Annotated in this window: 16 protein-coding genes; 13 read left to right on the top strand and 3 right to left on the bottom strand. The window is 40.0% G+C overall.

Annotation, left to right across the window (positions count from 1 at the left end):
- The first annotated feature begins 8 nt into the window (after positions 1–8).
- Positions 9–1,898: a DNA mismatch repair endonuclease MutL gene (gene mutL, locus AC6CIB_RS04910; protein WP_498278364.1), complete on the top strand. Its 1,890-nt coding sequence runs from the start codon at positions 9–11 to the stop codon at positions 1,896–1,898.
- A 227-nt stretch (positions 1,899–2,125) separates the two neighbouring features.
- Here the strand turns inward: mutL and AC6CIB_RS04905 are convergent, their stop codons facing one another.
- Complete coding sequence (locus AC6CIB_RS04905; protein ID WP_498278363.1) at positions 2,126–2,563, bottom strand: hypothetical protein; 438 nt, start codon at positions 2,561–2,563, stop codon at positions 2,126–2,128.
- A gap of 558 nt (positions 2,564–3,121) precedes the next feature.
- Between AC6CIB_RS04905 and AC6CIB_RS04900 the strand changes: the two genes are divergently transcribed.
- The 4 genes from AC6CIB_RS04900 to spoVK all read left to right on the top strand — a co-directional run bounded on the left by AC6CIB_RS04900 (position 3,122) and on the right by spoVK (position 8,370).
- The gene (locus tag AC6CIB_RS04900) at positions 3,122–5,506 is read left to right on the top strand and encodes a penicillin acylase family protein (protein ID WP_498278362.1); all 2,385 of its coding nucleotides are present in this window, start codon (positions 3,122–3,124) and stop codon (positions 5,504–5,506) included.
- 298 nt (positions 5,507–5,804) lie between these two features.
- Positions 5,805–6,764 carry a tRNA (adenosine(37)-N6)-dimethylallyltransferase MiaA gene (gene miaA / locus AC6CIB_RS04895; protein ID WP_498278361.1) on the top strand — a complete coding sequence of 320 codons (960 nt, stop codon included), beginning with the start codon at positions 5,805–5,807 and terminating at the stop codon, positions 6,762–6,764.
- A 27-nt stretch (positions 6,765–6,791) separates the two neighbouring features.
- Positions 6,792–7,028 carry an RNA chaperone Hfq gene (hfq, locus tag AC6CIB_RS04890; RefSeq protein ID WP_113968114.1) on the top strand — a complete coding sequence of 79 codons (237 nt, stop codon included), beginning with the start codon at positions 6,792–6,794 and terminating at the stop codon, positions 7,026–7,028.
- Between the two features lie 388 nt (positions 7,029–7,416).
- Complete coding sequence (gene spoVK / locus AC6CIB_RS04885) at positions 7,417–8,370, top strand: stage V sporulation protein K (RefSeq protein ID WP_498278360.1); 954 nt, start codon at positions 7,417–7,419, stop codon at positions 8,368–8,370.
- A 79-nt stretch (positions 8,371–8,449) separates the two neighbouring features.
- Here spoVK and AC6CIB_RS04880 read toward each other — a convergent pair whose 3' ends face one another.
- Positions 8,450–9,058, bottom strand: coding sequence for a trimeric intracellular cation channel family protein (locus tag AC6CIB_RS04880; protein WP_498278359.1), 609 nt, complete (start codon positions 9,056–9,058; stop codon positions 8,450–8,452).
- A gap of 216 nt (positions 9,059–9,274) precedes the next feature.
- Between AC6CIB_RS04880 and hflX the strand changes: the two genes are divergently transcribed.
- From hflX to glnA, 4 genes are all read left to right on the top strand, one after another.
- Positions 9,275–10,516 (top strand): GTPase HflX, encoded by a 1,242-nt coding sequence (hflX, locus tag AC6CIB_RS04875; RefSeq protein WP_498278662.1) that lies wholly within the window; start codon positions 9,275–9,277, stop codon positions 10,514–10,516.
- Between the two features lie 18 nt (positions 10,517–10,534).
- On the top strand, positions 10,535–11,812 hold the full coding sequence (locus tag AC6CIB_RS04870; RefSeq protein ID WP_498278358.1) for a methionine gamma-lyase family protein: 1,278 nt from the start codon (positions 10,535–10,537) through the stop codon (positions 11,810–11,812).
- A 139-nt stretch (positions 11,813–11,951) separates the two neighbouring features.
- Positions 11,952–12,368 carry a MerR family transcriptional regulator gene (locus AC6CIB_RS04865; protein ID WP_498278357.1) on the top strand — a complete coding sequence of 139 codons (417 nt, stop codon included), beginning with the start codon at positions 11,952–11,954 and terminating at the stop codon, positions 12,366–12,368.
- 37 nt (positions 12,369–12,405) lie between these two features.
- Positions 12,406–13,740, top strand: a complete 1,335-nt coding sequence (gene glnA / locus AC6CIB_RS04860) for a type I glutamate--ammonia ligase (protein ID WP_498278356.1) — start codon at positions 12,406–12,408, stop codon at positions 13,738–13,740.
- Between the two features lie 127 nt (positions 13,741–13,867).
- On the opposite strand, the gene lexA is transcribed toward glnA, so the two are convergent.
- Positions 13,868–14,488 carry a transcriptional repressor LexA gene (lexA, locus tag AC6CIB_RS04855; RefSeq protein WP_044337292.1) on the bottom strand — a complete coding sequence of 207 codons (621 nt, stop codon included), beginning with the start codon at positions 14,486–14,488 and terminating at the stop codon, positions 13,868–13,870.
- 157 nt (positions 14,489–14,645) lie between these two features.
- Here lexA and yneA point away from each other — a divergent pair, with 157 nt between their 5' ends.
- The 4 genes from yneA (at position 14,646) to tkt (ending at position 18,164) form a co-directional block, all read left to right on the top strand.
- Positions 14,646–14,972, top strand: a complete 327-nt coding sequence (gene yneA / locus AC6CIB_RS04850) for a cell division suppressor protein YneA (protein ID WP_498278355.1) — start codon at positions 14,646–14,648, stop codon at positions 14,970–14,972.
- 11 nt (positions 14,973–14,983) lie between these two features.
- On the top strand, positions 14,984–15,634 hold the full coding sequence (locus tag AC6CIB_RS04845) for a YneB family resolvase-like protein (protein ID WP_498278354.1): 651 nt from the start codon (positions 14,984–14,986) through the stop codon (positions 15,632–15,634).
- Positions 15,635–15,740: 106 nt separating this feature from the next.
- Positions 15,741–15,974: a DUF896 domain-containing protein gene (locus AC6CIB_RS04840; RefSeq protein WP_498278353.1), complete on the top strand. Its 234-nt coding sequence runs from the start codon at positions 15,741–15,743 to the stop codon at positions 15,972–15,974.
- A 186-nt stretch (positions 15,975–16,160) separates the two neighbouring features.
- Positions 16,161–18,164: a transketolase gene (gene tkt / locus AC6CIB_RS04835; protein ID WP_498278352.1), complete on the top strand. Its 2,004-nt coding sequence runs from the start codon at positions 16,161–16,163 to the stop codon at positions 18,162–18,164.
- The last annotated feature ends 233 nt before the right edge of the window (positions 18,165–18,397 follow it).

Below are 18,397 nucleotides of genomic sequence, written 5' to 3'. Positions count from 1 at the left end.
GTGAAACTGTGGTCAAAATATTTCAGCTTGATGATTCGCTTTCTAATAAAATTGCCGCTGGTGAAGTTGTGGAGAGACCGGCTTCTGTCGTGAAGGAGCTCCTTGAAAACAGCATAGATGCAGGCGGATCTGTGATCGAAATTCATATTGAAGAAGCAGGCTTACATTCGATACGCATCGTTGATAATGGTGACGGAATTGAAGCGGACGATGTGAAAACAGCATTCAAACGCCATGCAACGAGTAAAATTAAAGACGAAAATGATTTATTCCGTATCCGGACTTTGGGATTTAGAGGTGAAGCCCTTCCCAGTATTGCTTCCGTTTCCCATTTTGTACTGAAAACGAGCACGGGAGATGGTCCGGGTACGTATATCGAACTTGAAGGTGGGGAAATCAACACACTTGAAAATACATCGTCAAGAAAAGGGACAGATATCACAGTTTCCCAACTGTTTTTCAATACACCTGCACGATTGAAATACATGAAAACCATTCATACTGAGCTGGGTAACATTACAGATGTGGTGAACCGGATTGCCCTGGCTCATCCAAACGTTTCTATCAAGCTTCTGCATAACGGTAAATCTTTATTACACACCAACGGTAATGGAGATGTCCTGCAAGTTCTGGCAGCTATCTATGGGATCGGAATAGCCAAGAAGATGGTGCCAATCGAAGTGAGTTCACTTGATTTCAAGGTAAAGGGCTATATCTCCCTGCCGGAGGTTACACGTGCCTCCAGAAATTATATTTCAACGATGATCAATGGGCGGTTTATAAAGAACTATGCTTTGGCGAAATCGATCGGCGAGGGGTATCACACACTTCTTCCTATTGGGCGTCACCCAATCGTCCTTCTCAGCATAGAAATGGATCCGATTCTAGTAGATGTGAATGTACATCCTTCCAAGATGGAGGTTCGCATTAGTAAAGAAAGTGAATTAAATACATTAGTTACGGAAGGAATCAAAAAGGTCTTTAAAGGAAAAGAATTGATTCCTTCAGGATCCGTGGCACCGAGGATTGCTCAGCCGAAATCAGAGCAAACATTTATGAACCTGGACCATTTTCCTAAACCTCAGCCGAAAGAGGAAACGGTGGGATTCGCAGGTGCGGTTCGTGAACGATTGCTTCCTAAAGAAGAGCTGAAAAAGCTTTATGAGCCAGAACCACAAAGGAACGAATTCCATGAGGCAAAAATTCCTGTTTCAGTTGAACCGGCAGTTCCGGACTTAATGCACACACTTGAGGAAAAAGTGGAATTCCAGGATACCAATATGGAAGAAGTATTCGATGAGGAAGGCCACTCTCCTAGAGTTCCTCCCCTTTACCCTGTTGGCCAAATGCACGGAACTTATATCTTCGCCCAAAATGATCGCGGCCTATATATTATTGATCAACATGCAGCTCAAGAACGAATTAAATATGAGTTCTTTAAAGAAAAAGTGGGGGAGGTTGCGAAAGAGCTCCAAGAACTCCTGGTCCCACTTACCCTTGAATTTTCTACAGACGAGTATATTAAAATTAATGAATACCGCCATCTTCTGGAAGAAGTCGGTGTGTTTCTGGAAGAGTTCGGCTACAATAGCTTTATTGTCCGGGCTCATCCTCAATGGTTTCCAAAAGGGGAAGAACAGCAAACCATCGAAGATATGATTGAACAGGTGTTGAAAATGAAACGGGTGGATATCAAAAAACTCCGGGAAGAAGCGGCTATTATGATGAGTTGCAAGGGTTCCATTAAAGCAAATCATCATTTGCGGAATGAAGACATGCAAGCTTTATTGGACGAGCTGAGAAGGACGAGTGATCCATTTACCTGTCCACACGGCAGGCCAATCATTATTCACTATTCAACCTATGAAATGGAAAAGATGTTTAAACGAATAATGTAAAAAGAGCCGATGGAATACTGCTAATCCATCGGCTTTTTCTCTGGAGTTATTAATCACCAGTGGCGAAGGGTTTAGCTCGTTATTGTTATAAGCAAAAGAACCTACCAGCAGCATAATAGAACCACATTTTGAAGGTACTGAGAAGATGATGCTGAATAGATAATTTGTAGTATCATAATATGCCTCACCCAATAATGGTGAGGCATAGGTTGTCCGATTTTTATAAATCATCCAGCTGTTGCAATAGCACTAAAGCTCTCAGGACCAACTCTGGTTGCCCCTATAGCTGAGGCGCTTATAAATGCAGTATATACTAAAGGTCCACTTTCCGGCTTAGGGGCGTTAAAGTTTGCACCAGAAAATGTAATAAGCTGTGGTCCCACTACTGCAAGATTTAATTGCTGTTCTGCAGTATATACTGTTGTTAATCCTGTTTGTTGTGTTCCTCTAACAATAGTAATAGTTACACTAGTTGCAACTGGGGCTAATGGTAACTGTACAGCGACAGTTCCATTGAACTCGACTCTTATCTGTCCAACGGTTGCCTTTGTTACGTCTAATCCAACCACACCAAATAAAGAATCGGTACCTACAAGGATTGGAGTAGATATACTGTTAGCCAAACTAGCATTTTGACTTGTTCTACCATCTAGAAAGATACCCATCATCTCACCTCCTCTTTTCTAAACTAGTATACGTTATGCAATTTAACTATTATTGACTGTGCTCGTTGATTATAAATCGAAAAATACACTAACTAGCTGTGTGTTGGCTCATACTGATATGGGTTGCCGAGAGTAACTTGTAAATATCTCCATTTTTCAGAAAAAAGTATTATCTTTATGAAACGAGAGAGAACTGGTTCCAATAAAAAGGATTGAAAATAAGGGTGGTGCACCTAAAGTAAAACTTCTGAATGTGGTTATTTACAATAATTATATTATGGTAACTTATGATTTTTCGGGTTTATGAAGGTCTTTTCGTTTTTTAAAATAATTATTTGCAATAGATTGTAAGCGCTTTCTCAAAGGAGAAAAATTTAGAGTGATCGAGGTTGAAACGTACTGTTGCTCTATTAGACGAAAGTGCTTTATAGCCATTTCGTTTTTATATATGAATTTGATCAGAATGCATTTTAGTAGGAGGAATTCCTCTCACAAAAAGCTAATACTAAGATATAGATATTTTCAGAAAATTCCATATATATAATAGGAGGAAATGAAATGAACGGAGGCATAGAGCTAAAACGGGAGAAAAAGAATAAACGACTAAGAATCACTTTGTGGACGGCAGGATCTCTTCTGTTTATCCTGCTAGGAATTCTGATTTTTGTAAACTATTACATTGACAAATCCCTACCCGTTACATCGGGGACGATTTCTTTAGAGGGGCTGTCAGAGGATGTTGAAGTAACAAGAGACAAGGACGGTGTCCCTCATATTCTGGCTCAAAATGAAAAAGATTTGTATAGGGCACAAGGATATGTACAAGCGCAAGATCGCTTATTCCAAATGGACCTAAGCAGAAGACAGGCTTCGGGTCGTTTGAGTGAAGTAGTTGGTGAGAAAGCGGTAGACCGGGACAAGTTTTTCCGTACATTTGGTTTGCGCAGGGCAGCGGAAGTATCATATGCTGCATATCCTGATGATGCTAAACAGCTTCTGGAATGGTATTCAGATGGAGTCAACTCCTTTATTAATGAAGCGAAAGAAAAGGGGAAGCTACCAATTGAGTTTACTCTTCTTGGTTATAAACCTGAAAAATGGACACCGATCGATTCATTGACCATCGGAAAGTATATGGCATTTGATTTAGGGGGCCACTGGCAAGGGCAGGCATTCAGATACTGGGCAATGGAGAATTTGCCAATGGAAAAAGCGTATGATCTATTCCCATCATACCCTCAAGACGCTCCTTCCATTCTATCAGATATTGGAGGAGTAAAGGTTGATATGGAGCAATCATTTGCGAGTGCAGTCATTCCCCCGGAGTTCAATGGAAGCAATAACTGGGTAGTAAGCGGTGAGAAAACAGCAAGTGGTAAACCCCTCCTGGCAGATGATCCACATCTATCATTAGGAACTCCTTCCATTTGGTATCAGATGCATCTGGAATCTCCACAAGTCAATGTCAGTGGTGTCATCTTTGCCGGCATACCAGGAATCATACTTGGTCATAATGAACAAATTGCTTGGGGGGTGACGAACACAGGGCCTGACGTCCAGGACTTATATGTGGAGAAACGAAATGAAGAAGATCCGACTCTATTCCTTTATGATGATAAGTGGGAAAAGGCAACAATCATAAAGGAGCCTATTAAAGTGAAGGATGGTGAGACTATCCCTTATGAAGTAACCATTACCAGACATGGTCCGGTGATTTCAGAATTTGCTCATCAAAATGAGAGTGAAAAAGTTCTATCAATGAGATGGACAGCTCTTGATCCAAGTCTTGAACTTCTTGCAATCGTTAACATTAATAAGGCAAAGGATTGGGATGAATTTGAAGAAGCCTTAAAGGACTTTCACGTTCCTACGCAAAATTTCGTTTTTGCCTCAGCGGATGGGACGATTGCGTATAAGGCAAATGGGAAAATTCCCATTAGGAAAAAAGGGGACGGACTTCTACCTGTTCCCGGGTGGGATCCTGATTATGAATGGGAAGGGTTTATACCATTCGAAGAGCTTCCAAAAGTCATCAATCCTGAATCGGGCTTCATGGCAACAGCAAATAATAAAGTGGTTTCCGATGACTATCCATATCACATTAGTCATCATTGGGCTCAGCCATATCGGTACATGAGAATATCGGAGTATTTAGAAGGGGAAAATGATCTCACTCTTTCCGATATGAAAGACCTTCAAATGGATCAGATGAATTTACATGCACGAGAAATGGTTCCTATTCTTATTGAAGATATGGAGAGCGGCTCATTAACAGCTAAAGAAAAAGAAGCGGTTGAGTTGTTGAAGTCCTGGAACTATAAAGATGATAAAAAATTAGCTGCGCCCCTCGTTTTTCATCAATGGATGAACGAAATTTCCACTGGGCTATTTAAGAGAGAAATTCCAAAAGATATGATGAAATTATTTGAAGGCCGTCAAAGTGTCGTGGATGAACTCATTAGAAAAGCTCATAACGGAGAGGAGTCTCAGTGGTTTGTAGATAGGGGAGGATACAAGACTTTTCTAACAGCTTCACTTACCCAATCATTAGACGAGCTAGAAGAAGCTTATGGTTCTTCAATGGACGAGTGGGAGTGGGGATTGTATCATAGAGTATACTTTGAACACCCTTTATCGGGAGCTTCCTCCGTATTGAAATGGTTCTTAAATGACAGGGATCCCGAGCCGGTGGGAGGAAGTAGAGTGACGGTTGGAGCTGCGAGTTACAATGAGAGTGGAATCGTCAATCATGGTGCTTCATGGAGATTTGTTATTGATTCAGAGAACATGAACAATGGTTATCATATTGTAAGTCCAGGTCAAGCGGGGCATTATAAAAGTAAATGGTATCAAAATCAAATGGACGCATGGAAAAATGGGGACTATCATCAAACATCCATTTCAAACCCAGATGGGGATAGGTTAATTTTAAAAGCGAATTAAAGTCTATAGCAGCTGGTCATCCAAGGTTAAAATACATTTCCTACATGGAAAAGTTATGAACATGTATAAACAGTCTGGAGACCCTCTTCAGGAGTTTATTGTATGAGAGTTTAATATCGATGAGTTTTATCCCTTATAGAAATGGGTACATTCACTTCAAAGAAGAAGGGAGGAAACAGCTTCTAATCTTGAATAATCATAAAAGAATTGGGTATACTAGCAAGATGTGATTTAACAACATCTATCATTATGGTACGATAATATGTAAAGAAACATTTACATAGAAAGCAGTGAACGTATGACAAGAATTGAAAAAGAGAAAGTGATCGTACTAATTGGTCCGACTGCTGTAGGGAAAACCAATACAAGTATAAAACTTGCCAAGAGGTTTAATGGGGAAATCATAAGTGGTGACTCCATGCAGATCTATAAAAAAATGGATATCGGTACCGCGAAAATCATGCCTGAAGAGATGGAAGGAGTCCCACATCATCTGCTTGATATTAAAGATGCCGGGGAATCCTTTTCTGTAGCAGACTTTCAACAACTTGTCCGAAAGAAAATTTCAGAGATTCACTCACGTGGGAAAGTCCCTCTTATAGTAGGGGGGACAGGACTTTATATTCAGTCGGTATTATACGATTATCATTTCACTGAAACTCCAGGTGATGAACACTATCGTGAAGAATTAGAAGCAAGTCTTGAGAAAAATGGTTCCGAGTGGCTTCATGATCGGTTAGTATCTGTGGATCCCGTTTCAGCAGGGAATATTCACCGGAATAATACCCGTCGTGTCATTCGTGCCTTGGAGATCTATCATTGTACTGGAAAGACAATGTCTGAGTATCAAGAAGAGCAATCCCAGGAGGTGCAGTACGAAGTGGCATTAATTGGTTTAACCATGGATCGGGAAAAGCTTTATGAAAGAATAAACCTTCGCGTTGATTTGATGATGAGACAAGGTTTATTAGAAGAAGTAAAAGAGTTATACAATGAAGGAATAAGAAATGTTCAGTCTGTTCAAGCCATTGGGTACAAAGAACTTTACGATTATTTTGATGGTACAGTCAGCTTGGAACGGGCAATAGAAAGTCTAAAGCAAAATTCAAGAAGGTATGCAAAGCGCCAACTTACATGGTTCAGAAATAAAATGGACGTTGCCTGGTTCGATATGACAAATGAGAGTCAGCACGCCAAAAATATTGAGGATATTTCAGAATTTATTGCAGGAAAGCTACAATTAAAGTCGAATAAGTAATGTAGAGATAGAAGAGGAGGACTAACCATGAAACAATCCATTAATATCCAAGATCAATTCCTTAATCAATTGAGAAAAGAGAGTTCATTATGTACGGTATTTTTATTAAATGGATTCCAAATCCGTGGACAAGTGAAAGGTTTTGATAACTTTACAGTGCTGTTTGAATGCGAAGGAAAACAGCAGCTTGTATATAAGCATGCCATTTCAACATTCGCTCCACAGCGTAATGTCCAAATAAATTTTGAAGAACAAAGCAATTAATATGAAAACACTGCGAAGGCTGCCTCTAGAGGCAGCTTTTTTTGTAGTCATTATCCGTATGCTTGATCAAACAGGACATGAATCTGATTAATGATTGCAAGAATTAATTAATGAAACGAAAAGTAATTGAATAGGATGATAAGAGGGGCTTTTTTATATGTCCCTCACTTATAAGATCCCAAACTAGTTTTCAACAGTTATGAATATGATTAATCGTTATGAAAAATAAACGAAGCAAAACACTCCGTATTTCTTTTTATTTCTCGGGAAAGCGCAGGAATAGACAGAATTCTTCTAATTACTCGAGAAAACCAGGTGAAATATAGGCGTTTGTCACCCTAAAATCTTCAGGAGCGTATACTGTCTTAAGAATGGTGAGGTGAATCCATTGGATCAACCAATGAGAATGAAAAATAATGGTCAAATCAGCATTGTATTGAATTCTCAAAAACGGAGTTCAGTAAAAGATACGTTGAGGCATGATTCCGTTCCTCAGTCGCTCCCTCAAGAGCATGTCGCATTAAAAGAAATAGAAGAAGAACTCGGATCTCTAGTCGGAATGGAAGAAATGAAGAAAATGGTGAAAGAAATCTATGCTTGGATATATGTTAATAAGAAACGGGAAACAATGGGGTTGAAAGCGGGAAAACAAGCCCTTCATATGATGTTCAAAGGAAATCCCGGTACAGGAAAGACTTCCGTAGCAAGGATTATCGGAAAACTGTTCTTGAAAATGAATGTACTTTCTAAAGGACATTTAATTGAAGCAGAGAGAGCTGATTTGGTTGGTGAATATATTGGTCACACAGCTCAGAAAACAAGAGACCTTGTCAAAAAAGCCTTAGGAGGAATTTTGTTTATCGATGAAGCGTATTCACTAGGCAGAGGAGGAGAGAAGGATTTCGGAAAAGAAGCCATTGATACACTTGTCAAACATATGGAAGATAAGCAGCATGAATTCATCTTGATCCTGGCAGGATACTCGAGGGAAATGGATCACTTTCTTACATTGAATCCCGGCCTCCAATCACGATTTCCTCTCGTATTTCACTTTCCTGATTATTCAGTTGATCAGCTGATGGAAATCGGCAGAAGGATGTTAGAAGAAAAGGAATATTTATTAAGTCATGATGCAGAAAGAAAGATTCGGGAACATCTTCACTCAGCAAAAAACACATTATCTCCTATGGCATTTTCAAATGGCAGGTATGTACGAAATGTATTAGAGAAGTCAATTCGTGCTCAGGCCATGCGGCTGCTAATGGAAAATTGCTATGATCGACATGATTTATTAACAATCCGCAGTAATGATTTAGTGTTTAACAAAGGGTCATCTGAATGACTATACTTAGTAATTAGTAAACATTTAGTAAAATTAAAATCTATGAAAAAATGCATTCATAAGTGATTGCATTTTTTCATTATCCATGTGCTCGTAAGCTCCTATTCGGTAACCTCCATTTATATAAATAGGATAGAACACGTAATGCTGTTGTAATCACGAATAAAGAGTAGAGTTCAACGGCTGAATGGACAATTCCGAGCCCGATTGCTGCCCCACACAGGACTGCCCACACAGCATAAATTTCTGAACGAAGCACCAATGGTTTACGACCGGCAAGGAGATCACGAATAATTCCACCCCCGCTCCCTGTCAGCACAGCGGCTACAATAATAGCACTTATTGGATGATTCATTTCAGAAGCATACAGTGCCCCTTGGATAGCAAAAGCTGAAAGACCTATGGCATCAAAGAAATTTCCCCATTTTCTCCAGTGTTTAAGGAGATTATTAGGGAAAAGAAAGACAGCTGTTATGGAAAGGAGGGCAATCTGAAACAACATGCCTTGCTCCCATAGAGCGGAAACAGGGACGCCAATCAGTAAATTCCGAATAGCTCCTCCACCGAATGCTGTGACAATTCCTAATATATAAACACCGAGGATATCGTATTCCTCTTCCATGGCAATAATAGCTCCTGAAATAGCAAAAGCAATGGTACCTATAATACTCAATACTTCCCACGTCATACGCATTCCTCCTAACCCTATTACAATATGCTACATGCCATTATGTAGATTCTTGAATGAGTGTGATTTCGTTAATTCAAACATACTGATTTTAACACGTTTGCACTTAATTGCAACCATTTTCACTGCTTTTCACATAGAGTTTACGAGTCGGATTTGTTATGATGAAGATGATAATGAAATGTACAGAAAGAGGGATGTTTATTGAAGAATGAAATGAAGGAAAAAGTCATTCTGGTTGGGTGTCAACTCGAAGAAGATGACTTGCGTTTTCAATATAGTTTAGCGGAGCTTGAAGAGCTGACTCAAACGGCTCAAGGTCAAGTTGTGGCTGCTCTCACTCAAAAAAGGGACCGCGTTCATCCTGGTACATATATCGGGAAAGGAAAAGTAGAAGAGTTGGTCCTGTTGGAAGAACAATTTGAACCGGATATCATCATATTTAATGATGAACTTTCTCCGAGTCAAATACGAAACTTATCCAAAGATTTACATGCAAGGGTGATCGATCGAACTCAACTGATCCTGGATATCTTCGCACAACGCGCCCGTTCAAGAGAAGGAAAATTACAAGTAGAGCTTGCACAACTTCAATACTTACTTCCAAGATTAATCGGGCAGGGAGCATCTCTCTCCAGATTGGGGGGAGGGATTGGAACAAGAGGACCTGGTGAGACAAAACTCGAAAGTGATCGTCGTCACATTCATGGCAGAATTGATGATATAAAGAAACAATTACAAACCATAGTCGAGCATAGAGAAAGGTATCGTGAACGAAGAAAGCGTAACAAAGCCTTTCAAATTGCGATGGTAGGTTATACAAACGCCGGGAAATCGACTTTGTTTAATCGAATTTCATTAGCAGATTCTTATGAAGAGAATCAACTCTTCGCAACATTGGACCCGATGACAAGAAAAATGCCTTTGCCCAGTGGTTACTCAACATTACTTACGGATACTGTCGGATTTATTCAGGATCTCCCTACTACATTAGTAGCGGCATTTCGTTCTACCCTGGAAGAGGTGAAGGAAGCGGATCTGCTTCTCCATGTAGTGGATAGTTCAAATCCTGATCACAGTCAGCATGAAAAGACTGTTCAGTCATTATTGGAAGACTTAGGCATGAACGGACTTCCTCAGTTAACGGTATATAACAAGCGTGATGTGGTGGACCCTGACTTTGTTCCGGGTAGTGAATGGGATCGTATCATGATCAGTGCCTTGAACGAAGAGGATCGAGGTCAGCTTTTATTAAAAATAGAAGAAATCGTGAAAAAATATATGACATCTTATCATGTGTTCATCCCAGCTAGTGAAGGGAAGCTCCTTTCACAATTAAAAAATGATACGATCCTAAGAAAATTAGAATTTATAGAAGAAAGCCAGGTTTACGAATTGACGGGCTATCACTTAGAAGATCATCCAATCGCAGGCAGTATCAAGAAATTTCAAAGGTAGAAGGGAAACAAAAACCTCATGTTTGAACAATTAGTGCACGGAAACACTCTAAAACCATTGGTAACAAAAGTTGAAGCAAGCATTAAAGATATACACAACCAAATTGAAGAACGAGCTGAAAATAACCAGTTCAATGTGCTTAGATCTTTTCAAAAGCACCGTGTAAGCGATTCTCATTTCATACCTTCAACTGGATATGGGTATGACGATGCAGGAAGAGACACATTAGAAAGTATTTATGCCGATGTATTCGGAGGAGAAGCAGGACTAGTGCGACCTCAGATTATTTCAGGTACTCATGCGATCTCCATCGCCTTATTCGGTGTACTTAGACCTGGGGACGAACTAGTGTACATAACGGGAAAGCCATATGATACGCTAGAAGAAATTGTTGGGATTCGCGGGGAAGGAACCGGTTCACTGAAAGACTTTCAAATTGGCTATCAAAGTGTAGATTTACTTGAGTCTGGAAAGGTCGATTTTGAAGGGGTGGCAAGGACGATTTCTTCCAAAACAAAAATGGTGGGGATTCAGCGGTCGAAAGGATATGCCAACCGACCTTCCTTTACTATAGAAGAAATCAAAGAAATGATTGATTTTGTAAAAGAGATCAACCCTGAAATGGTCGTCTTTGTAGACAACTGCTACGGAGAATTTGTAGAAGAGAGTGAGCCTTGTCACGTCGGAGCAGACTTAATGGCCGGCTCCCTTATTAAAAATCCTGGGGGAGGCCTTGCTAAAACCGGGGGTTATATCGTAGGAAAGAAAGAATACGTAGATGCATGTTCATATCGAATGACCTCCCCTGGAATAGGGGCAGAGGCGGGTGCATCTCTTTATAGCTTGCAAGAAATGTATCAAGGCTTCTTTTTGGCACCCCATGTGGTGGCACAATCATTAAAGGGTGCTGTCTTCACATCGGCTCTCTTAACGGAACTTGGCATGAATACAAATCCAAGTCCTCATGCAAAGCGAACAGATTTAATCCAGTCTGTTCAGTTCGATGACAGAGATAAGATGGTCGCATTTTGTCAGGCAATCCAGTTTGCATCACCTGTAAATTCTCATTTTACTCCATATCCAAACTATATGCCTGGTTATGAGGATGATGTCATTATGGCGGCAGGAACATTCATTCAAGGTTCAAGCATTGAATTATCTGCAGATGGACCGATAAGACCACCTTATGTGGGATACGTTCAGGGGGGATTAACTTACGCGCACGTGAAAATTGCCGTTTGCTCAGCAGTTGATAATTTGATTGAAAAAGGTTTAATCACTGTGATAAAAGGATAATAAAATTGTAATTGGATAGTCTAGAATCGACTATCCTTTCCTTTTGAATTCTTATGTAAGAAATTCTAACATATGATTGACAGAACTCCTCACATTACATATAATAAGGTCAAGAAGGAAAACAAAAGGAGGAATCAAGATGAGCGGAAGTGAAATTCGTCGAACGATGGCATTATTCCCAATCAGTATTGTCATGCAGCTCACGGACCTAACAGCTCGTCAGATTCGATACTATGAAGAGCACCAACTGATCAGCCCTGCACGTACTGAGGGGAATCGTAGGCTCTTTTCCTTGAATGACATTGATAAGTTATTGGAAGTAAAGGATCTGTTAGATCAAGGCATCAACATGGCAGGGATTAAGAAGATATTTGCTGTATCCAGTCATAATGAAAGTAAGGTAGTATCTGACGTAAGTAATGAAAAGGAAGAAAAAGCACGACAAGATTTATCCGATGACGAGCTGCGTAAATTACTTCGAAATGAAATGATGCATTCTGGTCGATTTACTAAAGCATCTTTGCGTCAAGGTGACATGTCTCGCTTTTTTCATTAAATAAAACCTTTAATAAACTTGAGGAGGAAATACGTAAATGGCAAAGTATACTCGAGAAGATGTTTTAAGATTAGCGAACGAAGAAGGTGTCAAGTTCATCCGACTGCAATTCACTGACATTCTGGGGACGATTAAGAACGTAGAAATCCCTCTAAGTCAACTTGAGAAGGCATTAGATAACAAGATGATGTTTGACGGATCTTCAATTGAAGGATTTGTTCGTATTGAAGAATCAGATATGTACCTATTCCCTGATTTAGATACTTGGTTAGTATTCCCATGGACAGCTGAAAAAGGAAAAGTAGCCCGACTAATCTGTGATATCTACAATCCAGATGGCACTCCATTCGAAGGAGATCCGCGTAACAACTTAAAGCGCATCTTAAGCCAAATGGAAGAGCTAGGGTTTACTGACTTCAATCTTGGACCTGAGCCAGAATTCTTCCTCTTTAAATTAGACGTAAATGGTGAGCCGACATTAGAATTAAATGATAACGGTGGCTATTTCGATTTAGCTCCTACAGATTTAGGTGAGAACTGCCGTCGTGATATCGCATTAGAACTAGAAGAAATGGGCTTTGAAATCGAAGCATCTCACCACGAAGTGGCTCCTGGTCAACATGAGATCGACTTTAAATATGCAAGTGCATTAAGAGCATGTGATGATATCCAAACATTTAAACTAGTGGTTAAAACGATTGCACGTAAGCATGGATTACACGCAACATTCATGCCGAAGCCTCTATTTGGTGTAAATGGATCAGGAATGCACTGTAACATGTCCCTATTCAAAAATGGGGAAAACTCTTTCTTCGATGAAAAGGGAGATTTGCAATTAAGCGATACAGCTCGTCAATTCCTTGCTGGCATCATTAAACATGCAACTGACTTTACAGCGATCACGAACCCGACTGTAAACTCATACAAGCGTTTAGTACCTGGATATGAAGCACCTTGTTATGTTGCATGGTCTGCTCGTAACCGCAGCCCATTAATCCGTATCCCTGCTTCTCGTGGATTAAGCACACGTGTTGAAGTCCGAAGTGTTGATCCGGCGGCTAACCCATACCTGGCGATGGCTGTATTACTGGCAGCTGGATTAGATGGAATCAAAAGTAACCTTCCAGCTCCTAAGCCAATCGACCGTAATATTTATGTTATGGACAAAAAAGAGCGTGAAGAAGCGGGAATCGTAGATCTTCCAGCAACATTACACGCTGCATTAGAAAATCTTAAAACAAATGAAGTAATTGTAAAATCTCTTGGAGAACACATTTTCGAACATTTCGTAGAAGCGAAAGAGATCGAATGGGATATGTTCCGTACACAAGTACACCCATGGGAGCGCGAGCAATACATTCAAATGTATTAATCCTTAATAATTGCTATTAATTAAAAGCAGTGAGTGGTAGCGTTTTCGCTACCACTCACTGCTTTTTTAGAGACTTAAAAAGTATAGATTAAATTAAGCCGCTATTATGCATAGCGGCTTAAACGTATTAATGTACTTGGCGATAAACTCCGACAACTTTTCCTAAAATGGATACATTACGTAAAATGATCGGATCCATTGTTGAGTTCTCTGGCTGTAATCGTACATAATCTTTTTCTTTAAAAAAACGTTTTACAGTTGCTTCATCTTCCTCTGTCATCGCTACAACGATGTCTCCATTATTCGCTGTTTGCTGCTGACGCACGATGACAAAATCCCCATCTAAAATCCCGGCTTCTATCATACTATCACCCATGATTTCCAGCATAAAGACCTGTTCATCTGAAGGTGCCATACGCTCTGGCAAGGGGAAGAATTCTTCTACATTCTCTACGGCTGTAATAGGTTGACCGGCTGTCACCTTACCGATTAATGGAACATTCACAACTCGTTGGCGTGGAATCGTATCCTCTTCAAGATTTAAGATTTCGATGGCTCTTGGTTTAGTGGGATCTCTACGAATAAGTCCTTTACTCTCTAACCTGGCCAGATGTCCGTGTACGGTGGAACTAGAAGCAAGACCAACGGCTTCACCAATTTCCCGTACGGAAGGTGGATACCCTTTTTCTCTTACTGCAATTTTAATATATTCTAGTATGTCTTGCTGTCTTTTAGACAATTTTGTCATGTTCACGCACCTCTATTATAGATCTTATGTTCCCATTATAGCATGTCTTTCCAGTCGATACAAACATAAGTTCGAATTTTTGTTGACACCAAACGAATGTTCGTATTACAATGAGTGTAACGAAAAACAGAACAAACATTCGCATGGAGGTTTATTTATGTTAACACATATTTGGAATCGTTTCTCTTACATTATTATTTTATTTGTCTTAGCACTTTTATCAGCAGTGTATTTTCTCATAGTCACGGCAAGTCAACCATCTTACCAAAGCATCACTGTTCGGGATGGAGACACTCTTTGGACTATTGCCAAACAGTATAATGAAGAATATTCTATGACAGTGGAAGAATTTATCGCCTGGGTAGGAGAGGAAAACAATCTTACATCATTCTCCATTAAACCCGGTGAATCACTTGTTTTACCTATAGAAAAACCAACATTATCTACACATTCAGATTATGAAGTGGTAATGAACGAAGAATAGAGGGATAGAAGATGGAGGCAGTAATTTACTGCAGAGTCAGTACAAAGAAAGACACACAGGAAACATCCTTGGAACGCCAAGAAGAGGAATTAGTGAAATTGGCACAAGACCACCAATACGAAGTGGCTGCTATTATAAAAGATCAAGCAAGCGGTTTTGAATTAGATCGTCCTGGTGTTCTTGAACTTCTTGATTTGATTAAAGATGAGTCGATTGCGGCTGTTCTCATCCAGGATGAAACAAGAATTGGCAGAGGGAATGCCAAAATTGCTCTTATTCACTGTTTATTAAAAGAAGAAGTCAAGATTATCAGTCAAACTCATAGTGGGGAGCTTCACTTATCTGAATCTGATTCTATGGTGATTAATATCGTAAGCATGGTTGAGGAATATCAAAGAAAACTCCATAATTTGAAAATCAGACGAGGGATGAAAAGGGCAGTGGAAAATGGTTTTCAACCTCATAAAAATCTAAAAAATAAGGGGAATATAGATGGAAGAGAGCGGATCGAAGTACCGGTTGAGGAAATTGTCCGGTTAAGGAAGAACGAATTGACTTTTGCTGAAATTGCAGCCACATTAAGAGGCTTCGGGTATGATGTCTCCAAAGCTACGGTACATAGGCGTTTTAAAGAATATATGAATTCAGTGGAAAATGCGTAACTCTTGTTTTATCTCCTTGAATCTAGTAACATGACGATAGTATTACGTACAATTTTTAGTTGTGTTTTAGAATTTGCTGACAAATGCAATAAAGGAGTTTTTATAGATGCTTTCAAAAACGAAAATGAATCGAATCAATGAGCTTGCCAAGAAGTCTAAAAGTAGCGGACTAACCGAACGAGAAGCAAAAGAGCAGTCCAAGTTGAGAAAAGAATACCTGGAAACGTTTCGTCAATCGATGAAAGGGACCATTGAAAATACAAGAATCTTTGATCCGGAAGGTAATGAAGTGACGCCTAAGAAGATTCAGGATATCCAGACCAAAAAGAAAATGCATTAAATTAATGAACTGCCAGGTCCATTTAAATTGGACCTGGCAGTTTTTTTTCATTTTCATCCCTTATGAAATCACAAGGGTTTTTATTTTCAACGGTCATAAAGTCATGTTATCATTCAAGATAGTTGTATAAACTAACAAAGAAGATTAATATTAATAAGGTACATTAAAAGGAAGGATGTCTGACATATGTTTGATAACACAGATCAATTAGCAATTAATACAATCCGTACATTATCTATCGATGCAATTGAAAAAGCAGGTTCTGGACACCCCGGAATGCCTATGGGAGCAGCTCCGATGGCGTATGCTCTATGGACAAGATTCATGAATCATAATCCGAAAAATCCTGAGTGGTTCAACCGGGATCGCTTCGTTTTATCCGCTGGTCATGGATCTATGCTATTATATAGCCTGCTCCATTTATCAGGTTATGACGTTTCAATGGAAGATCTTAAAGAATTCCGTCAATGGGGAAGTAAAACTCCGGGTCACCCGGAATACAAACATACCCCAGGTGTTGAAGCCACTACTGGACCACTTGGACAAGGAATCGGTATGGCAGTCGGTATGGCATTAGCTGAAAGGCATTTAGCGTCTACATACAATAAGGATCAATACGATATGGTAGACCATTTTACATATTCTATTTGTGGAGATGGAGACTTAATGGAGGGTGTGGCCTCTGAAGCAGCTTCATTAGCAGCTCACTTGAAATTAGGTCGTCTTGTAGTTCTCTATGATTCAAATGATATTTCACTTGATGGAGAGTTAGACAAATCTTTCTCTGAAAGTGTTAAAGGCCGATTTGAATCATATGGTTGGCAATATATTCGTGTTGAAGATGGGAATGACCTTGAAGAAATTTCCAAAGCAATCGAAGACGCTCAAGGGGATACTACCCGTCCTACTATGATCGAAGTTAAGACGGTCATCGGATACGGAGCTCCTAATAAATCAGGGAAATCTGCTGTTCACGGTGCTCCACTTGGTGAAGACGAAATGAAGCTTACGAAAGAAGCTTATCAATGGACGTTTGAGCAGGATTTCCATGTACCTGAGGAAGTCTATAGCAGATTCGAGGAAAAAATCCAACAAGTAGGTTCTGAAAAAGAAGAAGCTTGGGCTGACTTATTCATAAAATATAAAGAAGAGCATCCAGAGCTTGCTTTCCAATTAGAAGCAGCTATCAAAGGTGATCTTCCAGAAGGATGGGATCAAGATATCCCGGTATATGAAGAAGGAAAAGCACTAGCAAGCAGAGCTTCCTCCGGTGAAGTGTTAAATGCGATTGCGAAGAATCTTCCTTCATTCATTGGTGGATCAGCTGACTTAGCCGGATCTAACAAGACGATGATTAAAGATGAAGCAGACTTTACTCATGAATCGTATGAAGGTCGTAATATCTGGTTCGGTGTTCGTGAGTTCGGTATGGGTGCAGCCATGAATGGTATGGCTCTTCACGGCGGTCTGCACGTATTCGGAGGAACATTCTTCGTATTCAGTGACTACTTAAGACCCGCTATCCGCTTAGCGGCTCTAATGGGCTTACCTGTGACATATGTATTCACGCATGATAGTATCGCTGTTGGAGAAGATGGACCTACGCATGAACCTGTAGAACAGCTTGCTTCACTTCGTGCCATGCCTAACCTTTCTGTCATCCGCCCTGGTGACGGAAATGAAGTTGCTGCAGCCTGGAAATTATCCTTAGAGTCTAAGGATCAGCCTACGATGTTAGTTCTATCTCGTCAGGACCTTCCAACACTTAAAGGTACTGCAGATAAAGCATATAACGGCGTAGACAAAGGAGCCTATGTGGTATCTGCTTCTGGCAAGGAACAGCCTGACGCCTTACTGATTGCAACTGGTTCTGAAGTACATTTAGCAGTAGACGCTCAAAATGCACTTGAAAAAGACGGAATCAGCGTATCGGTCGTAAGTATGCCGTCTTGGGATCGCTTTGAGAAACAATCAAAAGAATACAAAGAATCTATTCTGCCTAAGAGTGTGAAAAAACGCCTTGCTATCGAAATGGGATCTCCTATGGGCTGGGATCGCTATGTAGGAGACGATGGCGACATTTTAGCGATTGACGGATATGGTGCATCTGCTCCTGGAGCAAGAGTCATGGAAGAGTACGGCTTTACTTCAGACAATGTAGTTTCAAGAATCAAAGCATTACTTCAGTAATAAATTAAAGACATGAAAGGTCGACTCCTTAATACTCTTAAAGGAGTCGACCTTTTTTAAGCTGAATGTAATTGTCGATTAAAAAGAGTATGTCTGGAAGAGATTGGGTAAATGATGATAAGTCCCTAAACTTGCTTGAGACAATCCCTGGAATTTTGAGTTTAATTGACCTTCGACAAAACTAGTGTAGATTTTCAACAATTTCCGACAATGACTCCTTTCTAGTTGATTTA

The sequence above is a fragment of the Rossellomorea sp. GQ25 genome (genome assembly GCF_059758515.1).
Note: the sequence above shows the minus strand (reverse complement) of the source record. Positions and strands in the feature narration are given on the sequence as shown.